We start from the raw sequence: 18,476 nt of genomic DNA on the forward strand, positions 1-18,476 counted from the left end.
CCCCCCCCCCCCCCCCCCCCCCCCCCCCCCCCCCCCCCCCACCCCCCCCCCCCCCCCGCCGCCGGCGATACGCGCGTGCGTGGTGCCTTGCGCGTCGTGTTCGATGAGGGCGCTCGCGATCAGGTCGGGCTAGCAATCACGCGCAAGCCGAAACTCGACGAGCCGCGTGCATCGTTGCGGTTTAGATACGTCGTCGCCGGCGACGACGAGCAACTCTCCGTGGCTCATTGCGGCCAGTTTTGACAGATGAGCGCTGATACCCTCGTTCTTTTCGTTGCGGTTGAGGTGACCCGGTGCGGACCAGCATAGCGGCGCACGACGTCAGCCATCACGTCGACGGATCGGCCGGGGAGCAATTGTCCGACGCAATGATCTCGAGGGACGAATAATCCTGGGCAAGCACGCTTTCAAGCGCATCCGCGATCAGATCCTTCTGACGGTGGGCGACGAGCAGCACCGAAACAAGCAGGCGTCGATCGGAGGGGGCGGAATCCGGTAGATCATCAGTCATCAAAGTTGGGCATAGGTTCGGCGATTCGTCGTCAGCTCAGCAGCTCTCGATATAATCATGCCTAGCCGCAAAAGCTGAGTTTCGGCGGCGGTGTTTCGTGACCTACGCGCCGTGCCAATCCATCTGGTTCCTTCAACAATCTTGACCCTTACTAAGTCGCTACTGAACATCGTTGGGACTGCGGCGATTGTGTTATCGCCGGCCTTGATGCTGTCGATCAAAGGAGGGACCGGGTACTGCTTCTTTATGGTGCTCACGCTGTCGCTCATCCATCTGCGGTGTCAGGGAAATCGTCGCGAAGCGGCGCGCCTGTGGCGGGCTCATCGCTGGTTCCTGATGTCGCTGCTTGGGCTGCCGTGTCTGGTGCTGTTCCAGATTCTCGTCACGCGTACAGGCAAGTTTCCCGACCTCGATCCGTTGCTGCGCCTCGCGCTTTCGATTCCGTGCTTCTTTTTTCTTGCGTCCTTGCCGTCGCGCCAACTACGGCTAGTGCAATGGGGGTTCGTCGCCGGCGCGCTCGCGACGGGCGCATGGGCCATCTACGCGACGTTCCACCCGGAGGTCTGGTATGGGCCGGGGCGTCTCGGGAATTCCTTCACGAATCCGATTCCGTTCGGCGACACTGCACTTTTGTTGGCGTTTCTCTCAATTACGTCGATTCGACGTACCGAGACCCCCGTGCAACTTGCGGAAGTCGCGATCAAGCTCATCGCCCTCATCGGCGGCATGTACGCATCCTATCTTTCTGGATCACGAGGCGGCTGGATTGCACTCCCGCTGTTGCTCTGGTTCGCCATTGCCGGAGAGCACTGGCTCGCGGACCGGCGAGCGCGCTTCGTACTCGCCGCGGTGCTGGTTGGCTGCGCGATTGCGGCGACGTCGACGCATGGAGTTCGAACGCGGCTCGCTGCAATTAGCGCGGATCTGCAGGAGATGAGCGAAGGTAACAGCAAGACGTCGACGGGCGCTCGGCTGGACCTGTGGCGCGCGTCGGTGCGACTGTACTCCGCGCATCCCGTTCTAGGCGTCGGGAGGGGCAGTCTCGAACACGCTCTCGGAACGCTCGCCGCGCGTGGCGAGGTTCCGAGGTTTGTCGTCAATGGGCGCGCGCATAGCGAGTTCTTCTCGGTCCTCGCTGAGATGGGCAGTCTCGGCGTTGCTGCGCTGCTGACCTTATATGGCGCGACCTTCGCCACCTTCTGGCGTGCGCGTCGCAGCGCTGATCCGGAAACCGTCGCCGCCGCCTATCTCGGGCTGTCGCTCGTTGGCTCGACAATTCTCTACGGGCTCACGATAGACGTGCTGACACTCGTAATGAACGCTGCCTTTTTCGGGCTCACGTCGGTCACGTTGCTCGCGTGGATCGAGGCGCGCGGAAAGGAGCTCGTGGCGGCCGGCCGCTGAGTGCTTCAGCGCGCGGGGCAGACGTCGGCCTTCTGGCGGGCATTGCGCTAGAATCGATTTCAATCTCTGTGCCGACATCTGTGCGACCTGTGCGGACCACCGTGAAATCCTCGCTGTCTTTCACCCGTCCCTCGCGGACCATTCTCATCGCGTGTACCCAACGTATCGGCGACGTCCTTCTTGCGACGCCGCTCGTTCGTTCAAGCGGCAATGGCCAGATGTTCAGATCGGCATGGTCGTCTTTCGTGGCACCGAAAGCGTGCTTGAAGGAAATCACGACATCAGGAACGTAATCGCAGTCGAGCGGCGCGCCACGTTTAGCGAGTGGCTCGCTATGCTTCGGTTGTGGCGTCGGTATGACCTGTCGTGCGCGGCGATCAGTTCCCACCGCGCACGAACTTATGCATGGATCGCGGGCCGCAAGCGGATCGGGCTCGTCGATTCACAGCGAATCAAGCGCTCGCACGAATGATGTTGCATGGGATTGTGCCCGACCGCCGGGCGATCCACTCACACCGTCGCGGTGGCCTGTCGCTCGCGACGCTCCTTGGCGTCGCCCCGATGCCTGAGTTGGTGGCGCCGTCGGGCATTGATCCGCGGCGCCGCGAAATTGTGCGCGCGCGCCTGACTGCGCCGCCTGCAGCGCGGGACGGGCAGCCGCTCGCTGTCGTGCATCCTTCGCCGCGTTACCGCTACAAACAGTGGCGCGTCGACGGCTGCGCCGACCTGGTCCGCTGGCTGCGCTCGCAAGGCTATTTGGTAGCGCTGACGGGCGGCCCAGGCGAAGCCGAGCGCGCCTATGCTCATGAGGTGATAGCGGCGGCGGGCGAGCCGCTGGTGAACTTCGTCGGGGAACTGAGCCTCGGCGAGACGGCCGATCTGATCCGCGAAGCGAAGCTTTTTGTCGGTCCGGATACGGGCGCGACCCACGTGGCTGCCGCATGCGGGACACCGACGCTTGCGCTCTTCGGGCCGTCTGATCATCCTGTGCGCTGGGGCCCGTGGCCGCAGCACTGGCCGGCTAGCGAGGTGCCGTGGCCGTTGCACGGCTCAGGACGTCGCGGCAACGTGTATCTCCTGCAGGGCGACGGCGACTGCGTGCCATGCGGGCACGAGGGGTATGAGCGCCACATCGAAAGTACGAGTGATTGCTTGACAGCGCTGCCGGTATCGCGGGTCGTAGGCGCCGCCGCAGAGTTGCGGCATCGCGGCACCGCACCATGATTCGTCCACGCCGACCAGTGTACCGTTGTCGACCACCGTCTTCGCCAGTACGGCCGGTTGGCGACTTTTCATACGGCGTCCATATCTATGGTTTCTCCGTGCAGGACAGCCTGACCGCGGCGACACCTGGCCGCAGGTTCGTTACGCAGATCTCCCTGCCGCTGCACCCCCTGTCACTGGTATTGGGGGCGGTTCCTCTGGCTTTGCGTCGCCAACCGCGCGTAACTTAAGCCTGAAGCCGCGTCTGCCCCCGAGCAAGAATGTGCTTCTGCTGTTTATCGCACCGCTGAGAATCCGTATCGCGCGGTCAACCGGCCGAATACAGCTAGTAGCTTGTTGACGCTCAGAACATGGTTTGCTGCAACGTTGAAGCCTCTACCCCGCTTGCCGACAAAGTGTCCTGTGTATAATCCCTTGTGAACCTTCGCCGTTGTCGTCTTGCAAGCTCGGGATCAACCAGATGGTCGGTCCCGTGAGGTAACACCCGACTCCGCTGTCGGGTGTTAGGGAATAGTTGCTAACTGCTTAGCGAGCCGTTTTCTCTGATGCGATCGCTTGTCGTCGTCAATTCTGAGGTGGACGCGGTCTTCGTACCAGTTTTTGGTGAAAGCGTGCCGCCTGGCGCCGATATTGAGACAAGCAACAGGATGAGAGCAAAATGAAAGCCGTACTGCTTGCGGGTGGCCTCGGCACCCGAATTTCAGAGGAAACATACTTGAAACCCAAGCCGATGATCGAAATCGGCGGTCGGCCGATTCTCTGGCACATCATGAAGATCTACTCGGCGCACGGCGTTAACGATTTCATCGTGTGCTGCGGCTACAAAGGGTACGTCATCAAAGAGTACTTCGCGAACTATTTCTTACATATGTCGGACGTGACGTTCGACATGAGCGACAACAAGATGCAGGTCCATCAGAACAACGCGGAGTCGTGGCGCGTGACTCTAGTGGACACGGGCGAGCATACTCAGACTGGCGGCCGACTAAAACGTGTCAAATCTTATCTAGGCGACGAAGACTTCTGCTTCACCTACGGTGACGGCGTGGGGAATGTCGATATCACGAAGCTGATACAGCATCACCGCAATGGCGGCAAGCTCGCTACGCTTACTGCAACGCAACCGCCCGGACGTTTCGGCGCGCTCGACATGCGGGAAGGTCTCGTGCGCAGCTTCAAGGAGAAGCCGGTCGGCGACGGTGCGTGGATCAACGGCGGCTTCTTCGTGTTGTCGCCGAAGGTCATCGACTATATTGATTCAGATGAAACCGTCTGGGAAGGTCAGCCCATGGAGCGTCTCGCGCGCGAAGGGCAGATGCAGGCGTGGCAACACCATGGATTTTGGCAGCCGATGGACACGCTGCGCGACAAAAATCATCTCGAAGATCTGTGGAAGTCGGGCGAGGCGCCGTGGAAAGTGTGGGCATGAGCGTGGGTATCGATCAGTCTTTCTGGCGCGGCAAGCGCGTTTTCGTCACCGGACATACTGGCTTCAAGGGTAGCTGGCTTTGCCTGTGGCTGCAGCAAATGGGCGCGACGGTCATGGGCTACGCACTGCCCTCACCTACAAAACCGGCCATGTTCGAAGCGGCGCGCGTCGCGGAAGGCATGACGTCGATCATCGGCGATGTGCGCGATTTAGATCATCTGTCGCGCTCGCTCGCTGAGCATGAGCCTGAAATCGTACTACATCTGGCGGCGCAACCGTTGGTGCGACTGTCATATCGCCAGCCGGTCGAGACGTATTCGACCAACGTGATGGGCACGGTCCACTTGCTTGAAGCGGTGCGGCGCGCGCCCTCGGTGCGCGCGGTCGTCAACGTGACGAGCGACAAGTGCTACGAGAACCGCGAGTGGGTCTGGGGCTATCGCGAGACGGAGCCAATGGGAGGCTTTGACCCGTACAGCAACAGTAAGGGCTGCGCCGAACTCGTAACGGATGCATTCCGCAACTCGTATTTTCACCCCGAGAAGTTCGCCCAACATCGCGTCGCGCTGGCGAGTGGACGCGCGGGCAATGTCATCGGCGGTGGCGACTGGGCGGAGGACCGCCTGATCCCCGACATGATGCGCGCGATCAACGCGAGTGTTCCCGTCGAGATTCGCAATCCGCACGCAATCCGCCCGTGGCAGCATGTCCTGGAACCGCTGAGCGGCTATCTGCTGCTGGCGCAACGTCTGCACGAAGAAGGTGCGAAATTCTGCGGCGGCTGGAACTTCGGTCCGCACGACACGGATACTCAGGCGGTCCAGTGGATTGTCGAGCATCTTGTCGCCCAATGGGGCGACGGTGCCGCTTGGCGTCGCGATCCCTCGCAGCAGCCGCACGAAGCGACTTATCTGAAGCTGGATTGTTCGAAAGCGAAGAGCCTGCTGGGTTGGTCGCCGCGACTCACGCTGTCGCAAGCCATCGACTTTGTCGTCGACTGGCATAAAGCCTATAGAAAAGACGCCGACATGCGCGCGTTGTCCCTTTCACAAATCGAGACTTATCAAGCGAAATGAATCAGAGTAAAGAGCAGCTCCGCGAGCAAATCATCCAGCTGGTCGGTCAGTACGGTGCTCTCTCAACAAAAGCGCCGGACTTCGAACCCGGCGTCACCACCGTTCCGCCTTCGGGCAAAGTGATCGGTTCGCGCGAACTCGAACTGATGGTCGAAGCCTCGCTCGACGGCTGGCTCACGACTGGCCGTTTCAACGAGCAATTCGAGCAACGCCTGGCGAAGTTTATCGGCGTGAAGCATCTGATCACGGTCAACTCCGGCTCGTCGGCGAACCTCGTCGCATTCTCGACTTTGACTTCACCAAAGCTCGGCGACCGCGCGATCAAGAAAGGCGACGAAGTGATCGGCGTGGCCGCAGGCTTCCCAACCACGGTCAACCCGATCATCCAGTTTGGCGCAATTCCGGTGTTCGTCGATGTCGAACTCGGCACGTATAACATCGATGCATCGAAGATCGAAGCAGCGATCAGCACGAAGACTAAAGCGATCATGCTGGCGCACACGCTCGGCAACCCGTACAACCTCGAAGTAATAACGGCACTGTGCAAGAAGCACAACCTGTGGCTCGTGGAAGACTGCTGCGACGCGCTCGGCTCGACCTACGACGGCCGCATGGTCGGGACGTTCGGCGACATCGGCACGCTGAGCTTCTACCCCGCTCACCACATTACAATGGGCGAAGGCGGCGCTGTCTTCACGAACGACCCGGACCTGCGTCTGATCGCTGAATCGTTCCGTGACTGGGGACGTGACTGCTACTGCCCGCCGGGAAAAGACAACACCTGCGGCAAACGTTTCTGCTGGAAGCTCGGCAACCTGCCAGAAGGCTACGACCACAAGTACACGTACTCGCACCTCGGCTACAACCTTAAGATTACCGACATGCAAGCCGCCTGCGGTCTCGCGCAGCTGGACCGCGCAGCCGAATTTGTCGAGGCGCGCCGCCGCAACTTTGCGTATCTGAAGAACCGTCTCGCTAGCTGCGCCGAGCTCCTGATCCTGCCGGAAGCCACACCGAGTTCGGACCCATCGTGGTTCGGTTTCCCAATCACACTCAAGCCCGAAGCCGGCCTGCGCCGGGTAGACATGCTGACTTATCTCGATCAGAACAAGATCGGCACGCGCCTTCTCTTCGCCGGCAACCTGACGCGCCAGCCGTACATGATCGGTCGCGAGTATCGCGTGTCGGGCGAGCTAACGAACACCGATATCATCATGAACGATACGTTTTGGGTTGGCACGTTCCCGGGCCTGAAGGAGCCGCAGCTTGAATATATCGCCGAGAAGATCGAAACGTTCCTCGGCGTGAACTTCTGAGATCGAGAAACTCAATCGACCAGTAGACGCCATTGACAATATGCTGAGCAAGCTAAGAACCGCTCTGAAGTGCGATCGCGAGACGCGTAACAAGATGTTGCGCTATCTCTTCATCGGCGGTTTCAACACCGCGTTCGGGTATATCGCCACAGTCGGGCTTTACTATCTGCTGCGGCCGCATCTCCACATCGTGGTGATCGGCCTGATTGCCAACGTCGTCTGCATCACCGAATCATTCACCACTTACAAGCTTTTCGTGTTCAGATCGCCCGAACACTGGATGCGCGAATACATGCGCTGCTATGTCGTGTACGGCACGAGCGCGATCATTGGCATTGCCGGACTGTGGCTGTTGGTAAACGTGCTCGGCATTCCCTTCTGGCTGGCGCAGGCGTTACTCATGGTCATTAGCGTGGCCATTTCCTATGCCGGACATGATCGATTCACCTTCAAGAAATTACAGCGTGGATGAGCGACAAAAAACTGATTAGCATCGTTGCGGGATGTTTCAACGAGCGCGACAACATCGCCGAACTTCATCAGCGCATCACGGCTGTCATGGCCCAATTGCCGGAGTACGACTACGAGATTCTGCTGATCGACAACGCATCAACCGACGGCACGGTAGAGGTCATCCGGGAAATCGCGGCATATGACAAGCGCCTGCGCGCGATCGTCAACGTGCGCAACTTCGGGCATATCCGCTCGCCGTATCACGCTCTGCTCCTCGCTCAGGGCGATGCGGTGATCGGCATGGCGTCCGATCTCGAAGACCCGCCCGAACTCATTCTCGACTTCGTGCGCAAGTGGGAAGAAGGTTTCAAGATCGCCATCGGCGTGCGCCGCAAGCATGAAGAACGCGGTCTGATGCCGCTGATGCGCAAGGCTTACTACAAGCTCATCACGCGCATCTCCGATGTCGATCAGGTGCGCAATTTCACCGGCTTTGGTCTGTACGACAAGGCCGTGATGAACATCCTCCGGCAGATCCAGGACCCGTATCCGTATTTCCGCGGCCTGATCTGCGAGATCGGTTACGCGCGCGCCGAAGTGCCGTTCGACAAGCCGGTCCGCAAGCGCGGCATCTCGAAGGGCACGTTCCTCGTCTATCTGGACAGCGCGCTGCTTGGCATTGTCAATCACTCGAAGGCGCCGCTGCGTCTCGCGACGATGATCGGCATCACCATGAGCGCGCTGAGCTTTCTCATCGGCATCTACTACTTCGTGCGCAAGCTGCTTGCGTGGGATGAGTTTCAGATGGGAATCGCGCCGCTCGCGATCGGCCTGTTCTTCTTCATGGGCATGCTGTTCTTACTGCTCGGCCTGCTCGGCGAATACGTCGGCCTGCTCGTGACGCATACGGTGAAACGGCCGATGGTCGTCGAACGCGAACGTATCAACTTCGACGAGAACAGCGTATGACGCCTACCACTCCGCAGGGCTACACGCTGTTTGAGACCGACCTGGAACTGGCGGCGTCGCTGCTCGAAGACGATCTGCGCCAGTTGAACGATGCGCATATGTTCATCACTGGCGGCACCGGATTCTTTGGCATCTGGCTGCTCGAATGCCTGCTGTGGGCGAGAGAGACGCGCGGCCTGAAACTGCGCATGACGGTGCTGAGCCGCTCGCCGGAGGCGTTTTTGGAGAAGCGCGCCCCGCATCTGCGCGAACGCGACGGCCTGAGCTTCCTCGCGGGCAGCCTGACGACTTTCGAGCCGCCTGCCGAAACGGTCACGCATATCCTGCATTTGGCGTCTGAAACGAACGTCGAACAGTCGTCCGACTGGGCGCAGCGCCACCTGCATGCGGCCATCGACGGGACGCGTCGTCTGTTAGACATGGCGGCGCAGCATTGCACGGAAGCCGTGCTCGTCACGACCTCGGGCGCTGTGTATTCGCCGATGGATTCCGTCGTCGATAACCTGTGCGTGGAAGGACCGGCGGGCGTCGCCGACTACGCCTCTGAGCGCACGGTCTACGGCGAGGCCAAGCGCATGATGGAAGTGATGACCTCGGTGGCCGCGCGATCGCACGGCTATCGCGCGCTGATCGCGCGATGCTTCGCGTTCGTCGGCCCGTACCTTGCTCTCGATAGCAATTACGCGATCGGCAACTTCATGCGCGACGCGCTGATGGGCCGCACGGTTACCGTGGATGGCGACGGCACGCCGTTGCGCTCGTATCTGTACGCGGCGGATCTGGTCGTATGGCTCATGCGGATTCTGGTGCGCGGCCGCACGGGTGTACCTTATAACGTGGGCGGCAACGAAATCGTCTCGATCGGCGAACTGGCGCGACTGACCGCGCGAATCGGCGGAGCGGCGGACGACGTGCTCATCAAGGGCACGCCGGTGCCGGGCGCGAAACCGTCGGCTTATTTGCCGTCGCTCGTGCGCACCGAGTCTGAATTGAAGCTGAAGGTGTCGGTCCCGCTCGAAGAAGCGATCCGGCGCACGATGGAGTGGAACCGGGAACGCATCGCACACAAGGTGTGACGCAGCGCGCGACACTCGACGCAAAACTTCGGTCCGGCCGAAAGTCGAAACAAAGCGGCAAGAATGCTCCGGGGAACGGAGCGAGATCACCTACATTTTTCAGGCAGAGCGAATGGCAATCAGCGTTTCAGACTATGTGTTCCAGCGAGTAGCGGAAGCTGGCGTGAAGGACGTCTTCATGGTGTCGGGCGGCGGCATCATGTATTTGTGCGACGCTCTCGGCCGCTCGGACAAGCTGCGCTACTGGTGTAACTATCACGAGCAGGCCTGCGCGATCGCCGCAGAAGGCTACGCGCGCGTCACGGAAAACCTCGGCGTTTGTCTCGTGACGACCGGCCCCGGCAGCACGAATGCGCTCAGCGGCGTCGCCGGCGCGTTCGTGGACTCGATCCCGGTGCTAGTGATCTCGGGCCAGGTGCGGACCGGAATCATGGCGGACTACAGCTACCAGCGTCAGGTCGGCCCGCAGGAAATCAACATTACGCCGATGACCGAGCCGGTCACGAAGCACACTGTCACCGTGATGAACCCGGAAGACGTGCGCTACGAACTCGAGAAGTGCCTGTATCTCGCGACAGCAGGCCGTCCGGGTCCGGTATGGCTGAACCTGCCGCTGGACATCCAGTCGGCGATGATCGAGCCGGAAAAGCAGCGCACGTTCGTCCCCGATGGCAAGGGCACGCCGGATCTCGATTCCGCCGTCGTTGACAAGATCGCTCAGTTGCTGCTGGCGTCGAAGCGTCCGGTAATCATCGGCGGCAACGGTATCGTGCTGGGTCATGGCCGCAAAGTGTTCCGCGAGCTGGTGGCGAAGTTGCAGATTCCGGCGCTCTCAACCATCAGCGGTATGGACCTCCTGTCGGAAGACAATCCGCTGTTTCAGGGCCGCATCGGGCCGGGCGGTCAGCGCCGCGCGAACTTCGCGCTGCAAAACTCGGATCTGGTGCTGGCGCTCGGCACGAGCCTGTCCATCTCGGCCATCGGCTTCAGCGACAAGTTCGCACCGAAGGCGCAGAAGGTGCTAGTCAATATCGACGCGGGCGATCTGGAAAAGAAGAACATTACGATCGAGCATCCGGTTCTGGCGGACGTGAAGGAATTCATGGAAGCGTTGCTCGCGCGCTTCGAGAAGCAGACCTATCAGCCGACGCAACGCTGGCTCGAAGCCTGCGCGAACTGGAAGCGCGACTATCCGCCGATGCCCGCGCCCGAGCATCTGCAGAAGAATCACGTCGATATCTACGCGGCTTACGACGAATTGTCGCGTCAGCTCGATGACACCGACGTCGTCGTGAGCGGCAACTCGCTCGACGGCTGCATCATCGCTTATCAGAACCATCGCGTGAAGGACGGTCAGGTCGCATTCACGAGCGCCTGCATGGGCGCAATGGGCTGGGACCTGCCGGCGCTCGTCGGCGCGTGCGTGGCAGATGAGCAGACGCGTCGCGGCGTGCTCGTCACGGGCGACGGCAGCGTGCTGTTCAACATTCAGGAACTCATGTTCCTGGCGCAGAACAAACTGAACGCGAAGCTGTTCATCAGCAACAACGACGGCTACCAGTCTATTCGCAATACGCAAAACCGCTTCTTCGACGGCCGTCACGTCGGCACGGACACGCGCTCGGGCGTGGGCAATCCGGACTTTAAGAAGCTCGCGGAAGCTTTCGGCTTGAAGTACATGCTGATCGAGAAGAACGAGCAGTTGCAGGAAAAGATTGCGACGGTGTTCGCGGACAAGGAACCGTGGATTGTTGAGATGCTCGTTTCGCAGGAGCAGCAGCGCTTCCGTGCAAGCTCGTTCCGCAAGCCCGACGGCACGATCGCGTCGCGCCCGATGGAAGACATGGACCCGCTCCTGCCGCGTGACGAACTGGAACGCAACATGACCATGTTCGACAACGACGAGTGAATCCAGTGCGGGCCGGCCTCGAAGTGAGGACGGCTTGCGAAGGTCCGCAGATGCCTGCGGCCGGTTTAACCGCTGACCGGACGGCGGCGCTTCGTGGAAACGAAGCCCGCCGTAGTTGTTTCAAAGCCCCTTCTGCAACGCTCATATCGTCCCGTAACAGATGTCGTTCACCAGCAACCGCCCTTCAATCGAAGCACTGACCAGCCTGCGCGGTATCGCCGCGCTGCTGCTCGTGATTCATCACATGGGTCTGCTGATGCTGCCGCTGCGCGGAACCGTCGTCGCGCCGCCGCTAGAGAAGGCCGGCGTGATCGGCATGACGACTTTTTTCGTGCTAAGCGGATTTGTCATTCACTACAACTATGCTGACCGGCTGGTTGCGCATCGCGCGCGCGGCGTGATTGCGTTTCTGTTTGCCCGTTTCGCGCGGCTCTATCCGCTATATCTGCCGTTCGTGCTCGGCAACTATCTGATCAACATGGGTCGCGCCGCCATGCGCGGCAACTCATTGTCGGCGAGCGCCTATACCGCTGCGTTGCCGGTCAATTTGGCCGGCATGCAGTCGTGGTTCTATTCGACCTTCAACGGCTTCAATCTGACGATCGCGCAGGAACTCGGCAACAACGCGTGGTCGATCAGCGCGGAGCTGTTTCTGTATCTGCTGTTCGTGCCGTTCGTGCTGTACGGTGGCTTCCAGCGCCATACGGTCCGTCGCGGCCTGATGATATGCGTCTTCGCGATGCTCGCCCGCGCCGCCTACACCCGCATTGCGGAAATCGATGCGCTGTCGCATGCGATGTCGCGGCTGCTGGGCGCCGCACACGGCGTCGATCCTTCGCACTGGCTGATCTATTACGCGCCGTACGGGCGCTTCTTCGAGTTCCTCGCCGGCCTCGGCCTCGCGGAAATATGGATGGCGCGCGGCCCTGCCGAAGAATCGGTGTGCGAGCGGCGCATGGCGCGCATCGCGGGAGCGATCGGCTTGCTGTATATCGCGGCATCATTCTGCGATGGCGTCGCCTGGCGGCCCATCAGACTGTTCGATGACTATCGCCTCTACATCGGCTACGCGGTCGCCGTGCCGCTCGCCATCTACGCGATCTGCCGCAGCCGGCGTTGGCTTGGACGGCTCTCGCGCATCGCCCCGGCCTTGTTCATCGGCGAGATTAGCTATTCGGTCTATTTGCTGCACGGCAATTTGTGGCCGTTTTTCATGATCCATCCGACCGGCAGTCTCGCCGCGCAATGGCCGCAGATGGTCTGGCATTCGATCGCGTTTCTGGCGCTCGTCTTCGTACTTTCGTGGCTATCGTGGCGGATCATCGAAATGCCCGCGCGCCGCCGGATCATGACTTTCTACCGTAACGGCATGGCCCCGGCCGCGCCGCAAGCGGCGGACCCACGGGTCGCTGATTCGCCGTCGCCATCGGGCGCCGCAGGCAAGGTAAAGTAAGCATCGCTGCAACATAGAGGAAAGCTCACAATGTCTGTCAATAAACGCATTCTAATTACCGGAGCGGATGGTTTCATCGGTTCGCATCTCACCGAATATCTGGTGGGTGCCGGCTACGACGTCCGCGCTTTCGTCCTGTACAACTCGTTCAATTCGTGGGGCTGGCTCGATCGCGCGCCGGCTGACATCAAGGCATCGCTCGATGTGTTCGCCGGCGACGTTCGCGACCCGCACGGCGTGCGCAAGGCCATGCAAGACTGCGACACCGTCCTCCATCTGGCCGCGCTGATCGCTATCCCCTACTCGTATCATTCGCCCGATACGTACGTCGACACCAACATCAAGGGCACGCTGAATATCGTGCAGGCCGCGCGCGATCTGGGCGTGCGCGTGGTGCACACATCGACCAGCGAGGTCTACGGCACGGCGCGCACAGTGCCGATCAGCGAAGAGCATCCGTTGCAGGGACAGTCGCCGTATTCGGCGTCGAAGATCGGCGCGGATCAGATCGCGCTGTCGTTCCATATGTCGTTCGAAACGCCGGTCGCCGTGCTGCGTCCGTTCAATACGTACGGTCCGCGTCAGTCGGCGCGCGCGGTGATTCCAAGCATCATCACACAGATCGCCACCGGCCAGCGCGATTTGAAGCTCGGCGCCATTCATCCGACGCGCGACTTCAACTTCGTCACCGACACGGTCCGCGCCTTCGAAGCCGTCATGAAAAGCGATGCCGCGCTCGGCACCGTGCTCAACGCAGGCAGCGGCTTCGAAGTGAGCATCGGCGACACCGTGCGCATGATCGCGGAAACCATGGGCGCGGAAGTCACCATCGAAACGGATCAGCAGCGTCTGCGTCCCGAGAAGAGCGAAGTGGAACGCCTGCTTGCCGACAATCGCCGTCTGCGCGAACTGACGGGCTGGCAGCCCGAATTCGGCGGCGTCGAGGGCTTCCGCAAGGGCCTGGCGAAGACCGTCGAATGGTTCACGGACCCGTCGAACCTGTCGGCATACAAGGCAGACCGTTACAACGTTTGATCACGGCGGAACTCAACATGAGCCGAGCATCCAGCATCGTTCAGACCGTGCGCGACGCGTACGATGGTATCGAAGGATTCCTTCCACTGCACGCGCCGGTCTTCGAAGGCAACGAGAGCGCCTACGTGCAGGCGACCATTGAATCCACGTTCGTTTCGTCGGTCGGCGCATACGTCGATCAGTTCGAGGCCATGCTGCGCGACATCACCGGCGCAAAGCACGTGATCGCGACGACCAACGGCACCACGGCGTTGCACATGGCGCTGCTGCTCGCAGGCGTCAATCGCGACGATCTAGTCATCACACAGTCGCTGAGCTTCGTCGCGACGGCGAACTCAATTGCGCATGCAGGCGCGCTGCCGGCGTTCGTCGATATCGACGCCGATTCGTTCGGCCTGTCGCCCACGGCGCTGCAAGCGTTCCTCGAAGGCGAATGCGACATGACGTCGAATGGCTGCGTCCATCGCGCAAGCGGACGGCGCGTGGCCGCCTGCGTGCCAATGCATTCGTTCGGCCTGCCGGCGCGCATCGAAGAGATCGTCGGGGTGTGCGACAAGCACGGCATTCCGGTCATTGAAGATGCAGCGGAAGCGCTTGGCAGCCGCGTAGGCTCGCGTCATTGCGGGACCTTCGGGCAACTCGGCACGCTCAGTTTCAACGGTAACAAAGTCGTGACGACGGGCGGCGGCGGCGCGATTATGACCAACGACCCCGAGATTGCCAAACGCGCCAAGCATCTGACGACGACGGCAAAGGTGCCGCACCGCTGGCGCTTCGAACACGACGCCATCGGCTTCAATTTCCGGCTGCCGAATTTGAATGCGGCGCTGGGCTGCGCGCAGCTGGAACGTCTCGACGACTTCCTCGCTTACAAGCGTGCCCTCGCAGAACGCTACAACGATGCGTTCACGAAAGCCGGCATTCCGTTCGTCACCGAACGTCCGGGCACGACATCGAACTACTGGCTGTGCGCGATCCTGCTGAACGATCGCACCGAGCGCGACGAATGCCTCGAAGTGACCAACGAAGCCGGTGTGATGACGCGTCCGGTCTGGGAACCGCTGCACACGTTGCCGATGTTCTCGTCCGCGCCGCGCGACACGCTCGTCGAAACGCTGCAAGTGGCAGGCCGACTCATCAACATTCCAAGCGGCGTGGTGCGCCGTCCCGTGAAATGAGAGACCTCCTGCTGTTTGGCGGCGGCGGCCACTGCAAGTCCGTTATCGACATGCTCGAAAGCAACGGGCAATGGCGGATTGCAGGCATTGTCGAAGCGCCCGGAAGCGCCACCACCGACGTCCTCGGCTACCCCGTCGTAGGCCATGACGACGATATCACCGAACTGCGCCGCCGTTGCAGCTACGCCGTCGTGACCGTCGGACAGATTCGGTCGCCCGCCATCCGGCAGCGTCTGTTTGCGCGTCTGACGGAAGCCAACTTCGAACTGCCGGTGATCGTGTCGCCGCTCGCGCATGTCGCACGCAGCGCGCAGGTTGGCGCGGGCACCGTGGTCATGCATTACGCGCACATCGGCCCTGCGGCGCGCGTCGGCGTGAACAACATTGTCAATACGCGCGCGGTCGTCGAACATGATGCGGTCGTCGGCAATCACTGCCACATCGCTACCACGGCGGTGCTCAACGGCGCGGTTACAGTCGGCGACGGCACGCTGGTCGGCAGCGGCGCGGTGTGCCGCGAAGGCGTCACGATCGGATCGAACTGTCTGATTGCGATGGGTTCAGGCGTGCGCAAGCCGGTCGCCGACGGCACGCTCTATTTCCGAGAATAATCCCGATGAATACATCTTGCACGGTGATCGCCGAAGCAGGCGTCAATCACAACGGATCGCTGGATCTGGCTTACCAGCTCATCGATGCCGCCGCCGCATCCGGCGCGGACTACGTGAAGTTTCAGACTTTCCGCGCGGAGTCGCTCGTCACGCGCCGCGCACCGAAGGCCGAATATCAGAAGGCGACGACCGGCGACGCCGACTCGCAGTTCGACATGCTCAAGCGTCTCGAACTGCCGCGCGAAGCCTTCGGCGGACTGAAGAAGTATTGCGAGCAGAAGAACATTGAATTCATGTCTACGCCGTTCGACCTCGATGCCGCGCATTTTTTGACCGATCTCGGTATGAAGACCTTCAAGGTTTCGTCGGGGGATCTGACCAACATTCCGTTCATTCGCGAGATCGGGCGCATTGGCAGGCCGGTGATTCTGTCGTCGGGCATGGCGACGCTCGGTGAAATCGAGGACGCCGTGATTGCGCTGGAAGACGTCGGGCTGCCCATCGGCAAGATTACGCTTCTGCATTGCACGACTGAATATCCCGCGCCGCCGGACGAAGTGAATCTGCTGGCGATGAACACCATTCGCGCGGCGTTTCCCGGCGCGATCATCGGCTATTCGGATCATACGCAGGGCATCGACATTCCTGTCGCGGCGGCGGCGCTGGGCGCGCAGGTCATCGAAAAGCACTTCACGCTCGACCGCAGCATGGAAGGTCCCGATCATCGCGCGAGCCTGGAGCCCGGCGAACTGACGGCGATGATCGAGTCGATCCACCGCGTCACGCGCGCCCTCGGCGATGGCCGCAAGCGGCCCACGACGTCGGAGATTCCGAACCGGCTGATCGCGCGCAAGAGCATTGTCGCGGCCACAGCGATTGCGCGCGGCGAACTGTTCTCGGCGGACAACCTGGCGGTGCGGCGGCCGGGCAACGGCACGTCGCCTGCGCGCTGGGACGAAATCATCGGCAAGCCCGCCGCCCGCGACTACGCGCAGGACGATCCCGTCTGATTCATCGCACACGGCGTCGAGGTTTCAAGGAGTCTTCATGCATATTCTCGTCATCGGCTACGGCTCGATCGGCGCGCGTCACAGCCGCATTGCGGCGTCGCTCGGGATGGACGTCGCCTGCGTGTCGGCCAATGCCGATTGTCCGCATCGGCGCTTTGCGCGCGTCGCGGATGCCATCGCGGACTTCGCGCCCGATCGTGTCGTCATTGCAAATCCGACGGCAAAGCACGCGGCCACGCTGAGCGAACTCGCGACGGCTGGTTTTAGCGGCGGCGTGCTGATCGAAAAGCCGGTCTACAGCCGGCATGACGAACAGCCCGAAATCAGCAACATGCGCGCGTATGTGGCGTACAACCTGCGCTTTCATCCGCTCGTGCAGCTTCTGCGCGAACGCATTGCGGCCCGGACGGCGCTGTATTCGGCATCGTTCACAGCGGGCCAGTATTTGCCGCAATGGCGTCCTGCCAGCGATTACCGCCAGTCATATTCGGCGCGTGTAGAAGAAGGCGGCGGCGTGCTACGAGATCTGTCGCACGAACTCGATCTCGCGCTGTGGCTGTGCGGACCGGTGCAGCGCGTGACGGCCATTGGCGGGCATTTCAGCGACCTGGAGATTCAGTCGGACGATGTGTTCTCCCTGCTGTCGGCCAATGACAGATGCCCCTCCGTCATGGTCTCGATCAATTATCTCGATCGCATGCCGCATCGCTCGATCATCGTTAACGGGCCGGGGCTGACCGCCGCGCTCGATCTCGTGCGCGGCTCGCTCGATATCAACGGGGAGACGATACAGCTCACCGTCGAACGCGACCACACGTACATCGCGCAATTGCAGGCCTTCGTTCACGACGACGCCTCGACACTGTGCACCCTCTCGCAGGGCATCGACGTCGTGCGACTGGTCGACGCGGCGGAACAGGCGGCGGCGTCGGGCGTGTGGATCACTCTCTGAACTTCACAACTACACAAGCTAACCATGCGTCGAATCGAACAATTGATGTCGCTGTCCGGACGTACCGCCGTCGTCACCGGCGGTGCGGGCCACATCGGGGCCGCGATGGCCGAAGCGCTCGCCGAAGCGGGCGCGACCGTCGTGCTAGTGGATCGCCAGCGCGATCAGCTTCAGCCGACGGCGGACGGCATCCGCTCGCGCACCTCCGCGCGCGTCGAAACCTTCGAACTCGAACTCGCGGATGAATACGCCGTGCGCGCACTACCCGAACAAGTTGCGCAGCTGTGCGGCGGGCTAGACATTCTCGTCAATTGCGCCGCGTTCGTCGGTACATCGCAACTCGAGGGCTGGGCCGTGCCGTTCGAGCAGCAGAAGACGCCGGCGTGGCGCGCCGCGTTTGAAGTGAACGTGACCTCCGTGTTTGAACTCGTGCAAGCGTCCTTGCCGTGGCTGAAGCGCTCGGGCAAAGGCTCGGTCATCAATATCTCGTCGCTCTACGGCGTGGTGGGACCGGACTGGCGTCTCTACGAAGGCACCGCGATGGGCAATCCCGCCGCCTACGGCGCAAGCAAGGGCGCGCTCATTCAGTTGACCAACTGGCTCTCGACGACGCTCGCGCCGAACGTGCGCGTCAATACCATCAGCCCCGGCGGCGTCTGGCGCAATCAGCCCGAAACGTTCACGAAGCGCTATGTCGAACGCACGCCGATGGGCCGCATGGCGATAGAAGAAGACTTCAAGGGCGCGGCGCTCTATCTCGCGAGCGACCTGTCTGCGTATGTGACGGGACAGAATATCGTCGTCGATGGCGGCTGGTGCGCCTGGTGACATTCGGCGGCGCCCGGCATGGGCGCGCAAATAGCTAAAAGG

17 protein-coding genes and 1 pseudogene are annotated in these 18,476 nt (G+C 61.4%); 17 read left to right on the top strand and 1 reads right to left on the bottom strand.

What is annotated here, in order from left to right; genetic code table 11:
• On the top strand, positions 1-243 hold a 243-nt coding region (locus NCR34_RS10855; protein ID WP_250499848.1), incomplete at its 5' end, for a hypothetical protein.
• Positions 244-328: 85 nt separating this feature from the next.
• On the opposite strand, the gene NCR34_RS10860 is transcribed toward NCR34_RS10855, so the two are convergent.
• Positions 329-511, bottom strand: coding sequence for a glycosyltransferase (locus NCR34_RS10860; RefSeq protein WP_250499849.1), 183 nt, complete (start codon positions 509-511; stop codon positions 329-331).
• A 111-nt stretch (positions 512-622) separates the two neighbouring features.
• On the opposite strand from NCR34_RS10860, the gene NCR34_RS10865 reads away from it, so the two are divergent.
• From NCR34_RS10865 to NCR34_RS10940, 16 genes and pseudogenes are all read left to right on the top strand, one after another.
• Positions 623-1,915, top strand: a complete 1,293-nt coding sequence (locus NCR34_RS10865; protein WP_250499850.1) for an O-antigen ligase family protein — start codon at positions 623-625, stop codon at positions 1,913-1,915.
• Positions 1,916-2,028: 113 nt separating this feature from the next.
• A pseudogene (locus NCR34_RS10870) lies at positions 2,029-3,115 on the top strand (glycosyltransferase family 9 protein); the annotation flags it as partial.
• Between the two features lie 682 nt (positions 3,116-3,797).
• Positions 3,798-4,568, top strand: coding sequence for a glucose-1-phosphate cytidylyltransferase (gene rfbF, locus NCR34_RS10875; protein WP_250499851.1), 771 nt, complete (start codon positions 3,798-3,800; stop codon positions 4,566-4,568).
• Positions 4,565-5,644, top strand: coding sequence for a CDP-glucose 4,6-dehydratase (gene rfbG, locus NCR34_RS10880; protein ID WP_250500030.1), 1,080 nt, complete (start codon positions 4,565-4,567; stop codon positions 5,642-5,644). The genes rfbF and rfbG overlap by 4 nt, the downstream gene beginning before the upstream one ends.
• Complete coding sequence (gene rfbH, locus NCR34_RS10885; RefSeq protein ID WP_250499852.1) at positions 5,641-6,960, top strand: lipopolysaccharide biosynthesis protein RfbH; 1,320 nt, start codon at positions 5,641-5,643, stop codon at positions 6,958-6,960. The genes rfbG and rfbH overlap by 4 nt, the downstream gene beginning before the upstream one ends.
• Positions 6,961-7,054: 94 nt before the next feature.
• Positions 7,055-7,432 carry a GtrA family protein gene (locus NCR34_RS10890; protein WP_250499853.1) on the top strand — a complete coding sequence of 126 codons (378 nt, stop codon included), beginning with the start codon at positions 7,055-7,057 and terminating at the stop codon, positions 7,430-7,432.
• Entirely contained in the window at positions 7,429-8,382 is a 954-nt protein-coding gene (locus NCR34_RS10895; protein ID WP_250499854.1) for a glycosyltransferase family 2 protein, read from the top strand. Before NCR34_RS10890 ends, NCR34_RS10895 begins: the two co-directional genes overlap by 4 nt.
• Complete coding sequence (locus NCR34_RS10900) at positions 8,379-9,458, top strand: NAD-dependent epimerase/dehydratase family protein (RefSeq protein WP_250499855.1); 1,080 nt, start codon at positions 8,379-8,381, stop codon at positions 9,456-9,458. Before NCR34_RS10895 ends, NCR34_RS10900 begins: the two co-directional genes overlap by 4 nt.
• A gap of 112 nt (positions 9,459-9,570) precedes the next feature.
• Positions 9,571-11,367, top strand: coding sequence for a thiamine pyrophosphate-binding protein (locus tag NCR34_RS10905; protein ID WP_250499856.1), 1,797 nt, complete (start codon positions 9,571-9,573; stop codon positions 11,365-11,367).
• A gap of 160 nt (positions 11,368-11,527) precedes the next feature.
• Positions 11,528-12,820: an acyltransferase family protein gene (locus NCR34_RS10910; RefSeq protein ID WP_250499857.1), complete on the top strand. Its 1,293-nt coding sequence runs from the start codon at positions 11,528-11,530 to the stop codon at positions 12,818-12,820.
• 30 nt (positions 12,821-12,850) lie between these two features.
• Positions 12,851-13,855, top strand: coding sequence for an NAD-dependent 4,6-dehydratase LegB (locus tag NCR34_RS10915; protein WP_250499858.1), 1,005 nt, complete (start codon positions 12,851-12,853; stop codon positions 13,853-13,855).
• Between the two features lie 17 nt (positions 13,856-13,872).
• Complete coding sequence (locus NCR34_RS10920; RefSeq protein WP_250499859.1) at positions 13,873-15,033, top strand: LegC family aminotransferase; 1,161 nt, start codon at positions 13,873-13,875, stop codon at positions 15,031-15,033.
• Positions 15,030-15,644 carry an acetyltransferase gene (locus NCR34_RS10925; RefSeq protein WP_250499860.1) on the top strand — a complete coding sequence of 205 codons (615 nt, stop codon included), beginning with the start codon at positions 15,030-15,032 and terminating at the stop codon, positions 15,642-15,644. Before NCR34_RS10920 ends, NCR34_RS10925 begins: the two co-directional genes overlap by 4 nt.
• 5 nt (positions 15,645-15,649) lie before the next feature.
• On the top strand, positions 15,650-16,654 hold the full coding sequence (gene neuB / locus NCR34_RS10930; RefSeq protein WP_250499861.1) for an N-acetylneuraminate synthase: 1,005 nt from the start codon (positions 15,650-15,652) through the stop codon (positions 16,652-16,654).
• A gap of 37 nt (positions 16,655-16,691) precedes the next feature.
• Positions 16,692-17,606 (top strand): Gfo/Idh/MocA family protein, encoded by a 915-nt coding sequence (locus NCR34_RS10935; protein WP_250499862.1) that lies wholly within the window; start codon positions 16,692-16,694, stop codon positions 17,604-17,606.
• Between the two features lie 24 nt (positions 17,607-17,630).
• Positions 17,631-18,434, top strand: coding sequence for an SDR family oxidoreductase (locus NCR34_RS10940; protein ID WP_250499863.1), 804 nt, complete (start codon positions 17,631-17,633; stop codon positions 18,432-18,434).
• Positions 18,435-18,476 lie beyond the last annotated feature (42 nt).

The organism is Caballeronia sp. GAWG1-5s-s (assembly GCF_023631445.1).
In the GTDB taxonomy this organism is placed as follows: Bacteria; Pseudomonadota; Gammaproteobacteria; order Burkholderiales; family Burkholderiaceae; genus Caballeronia.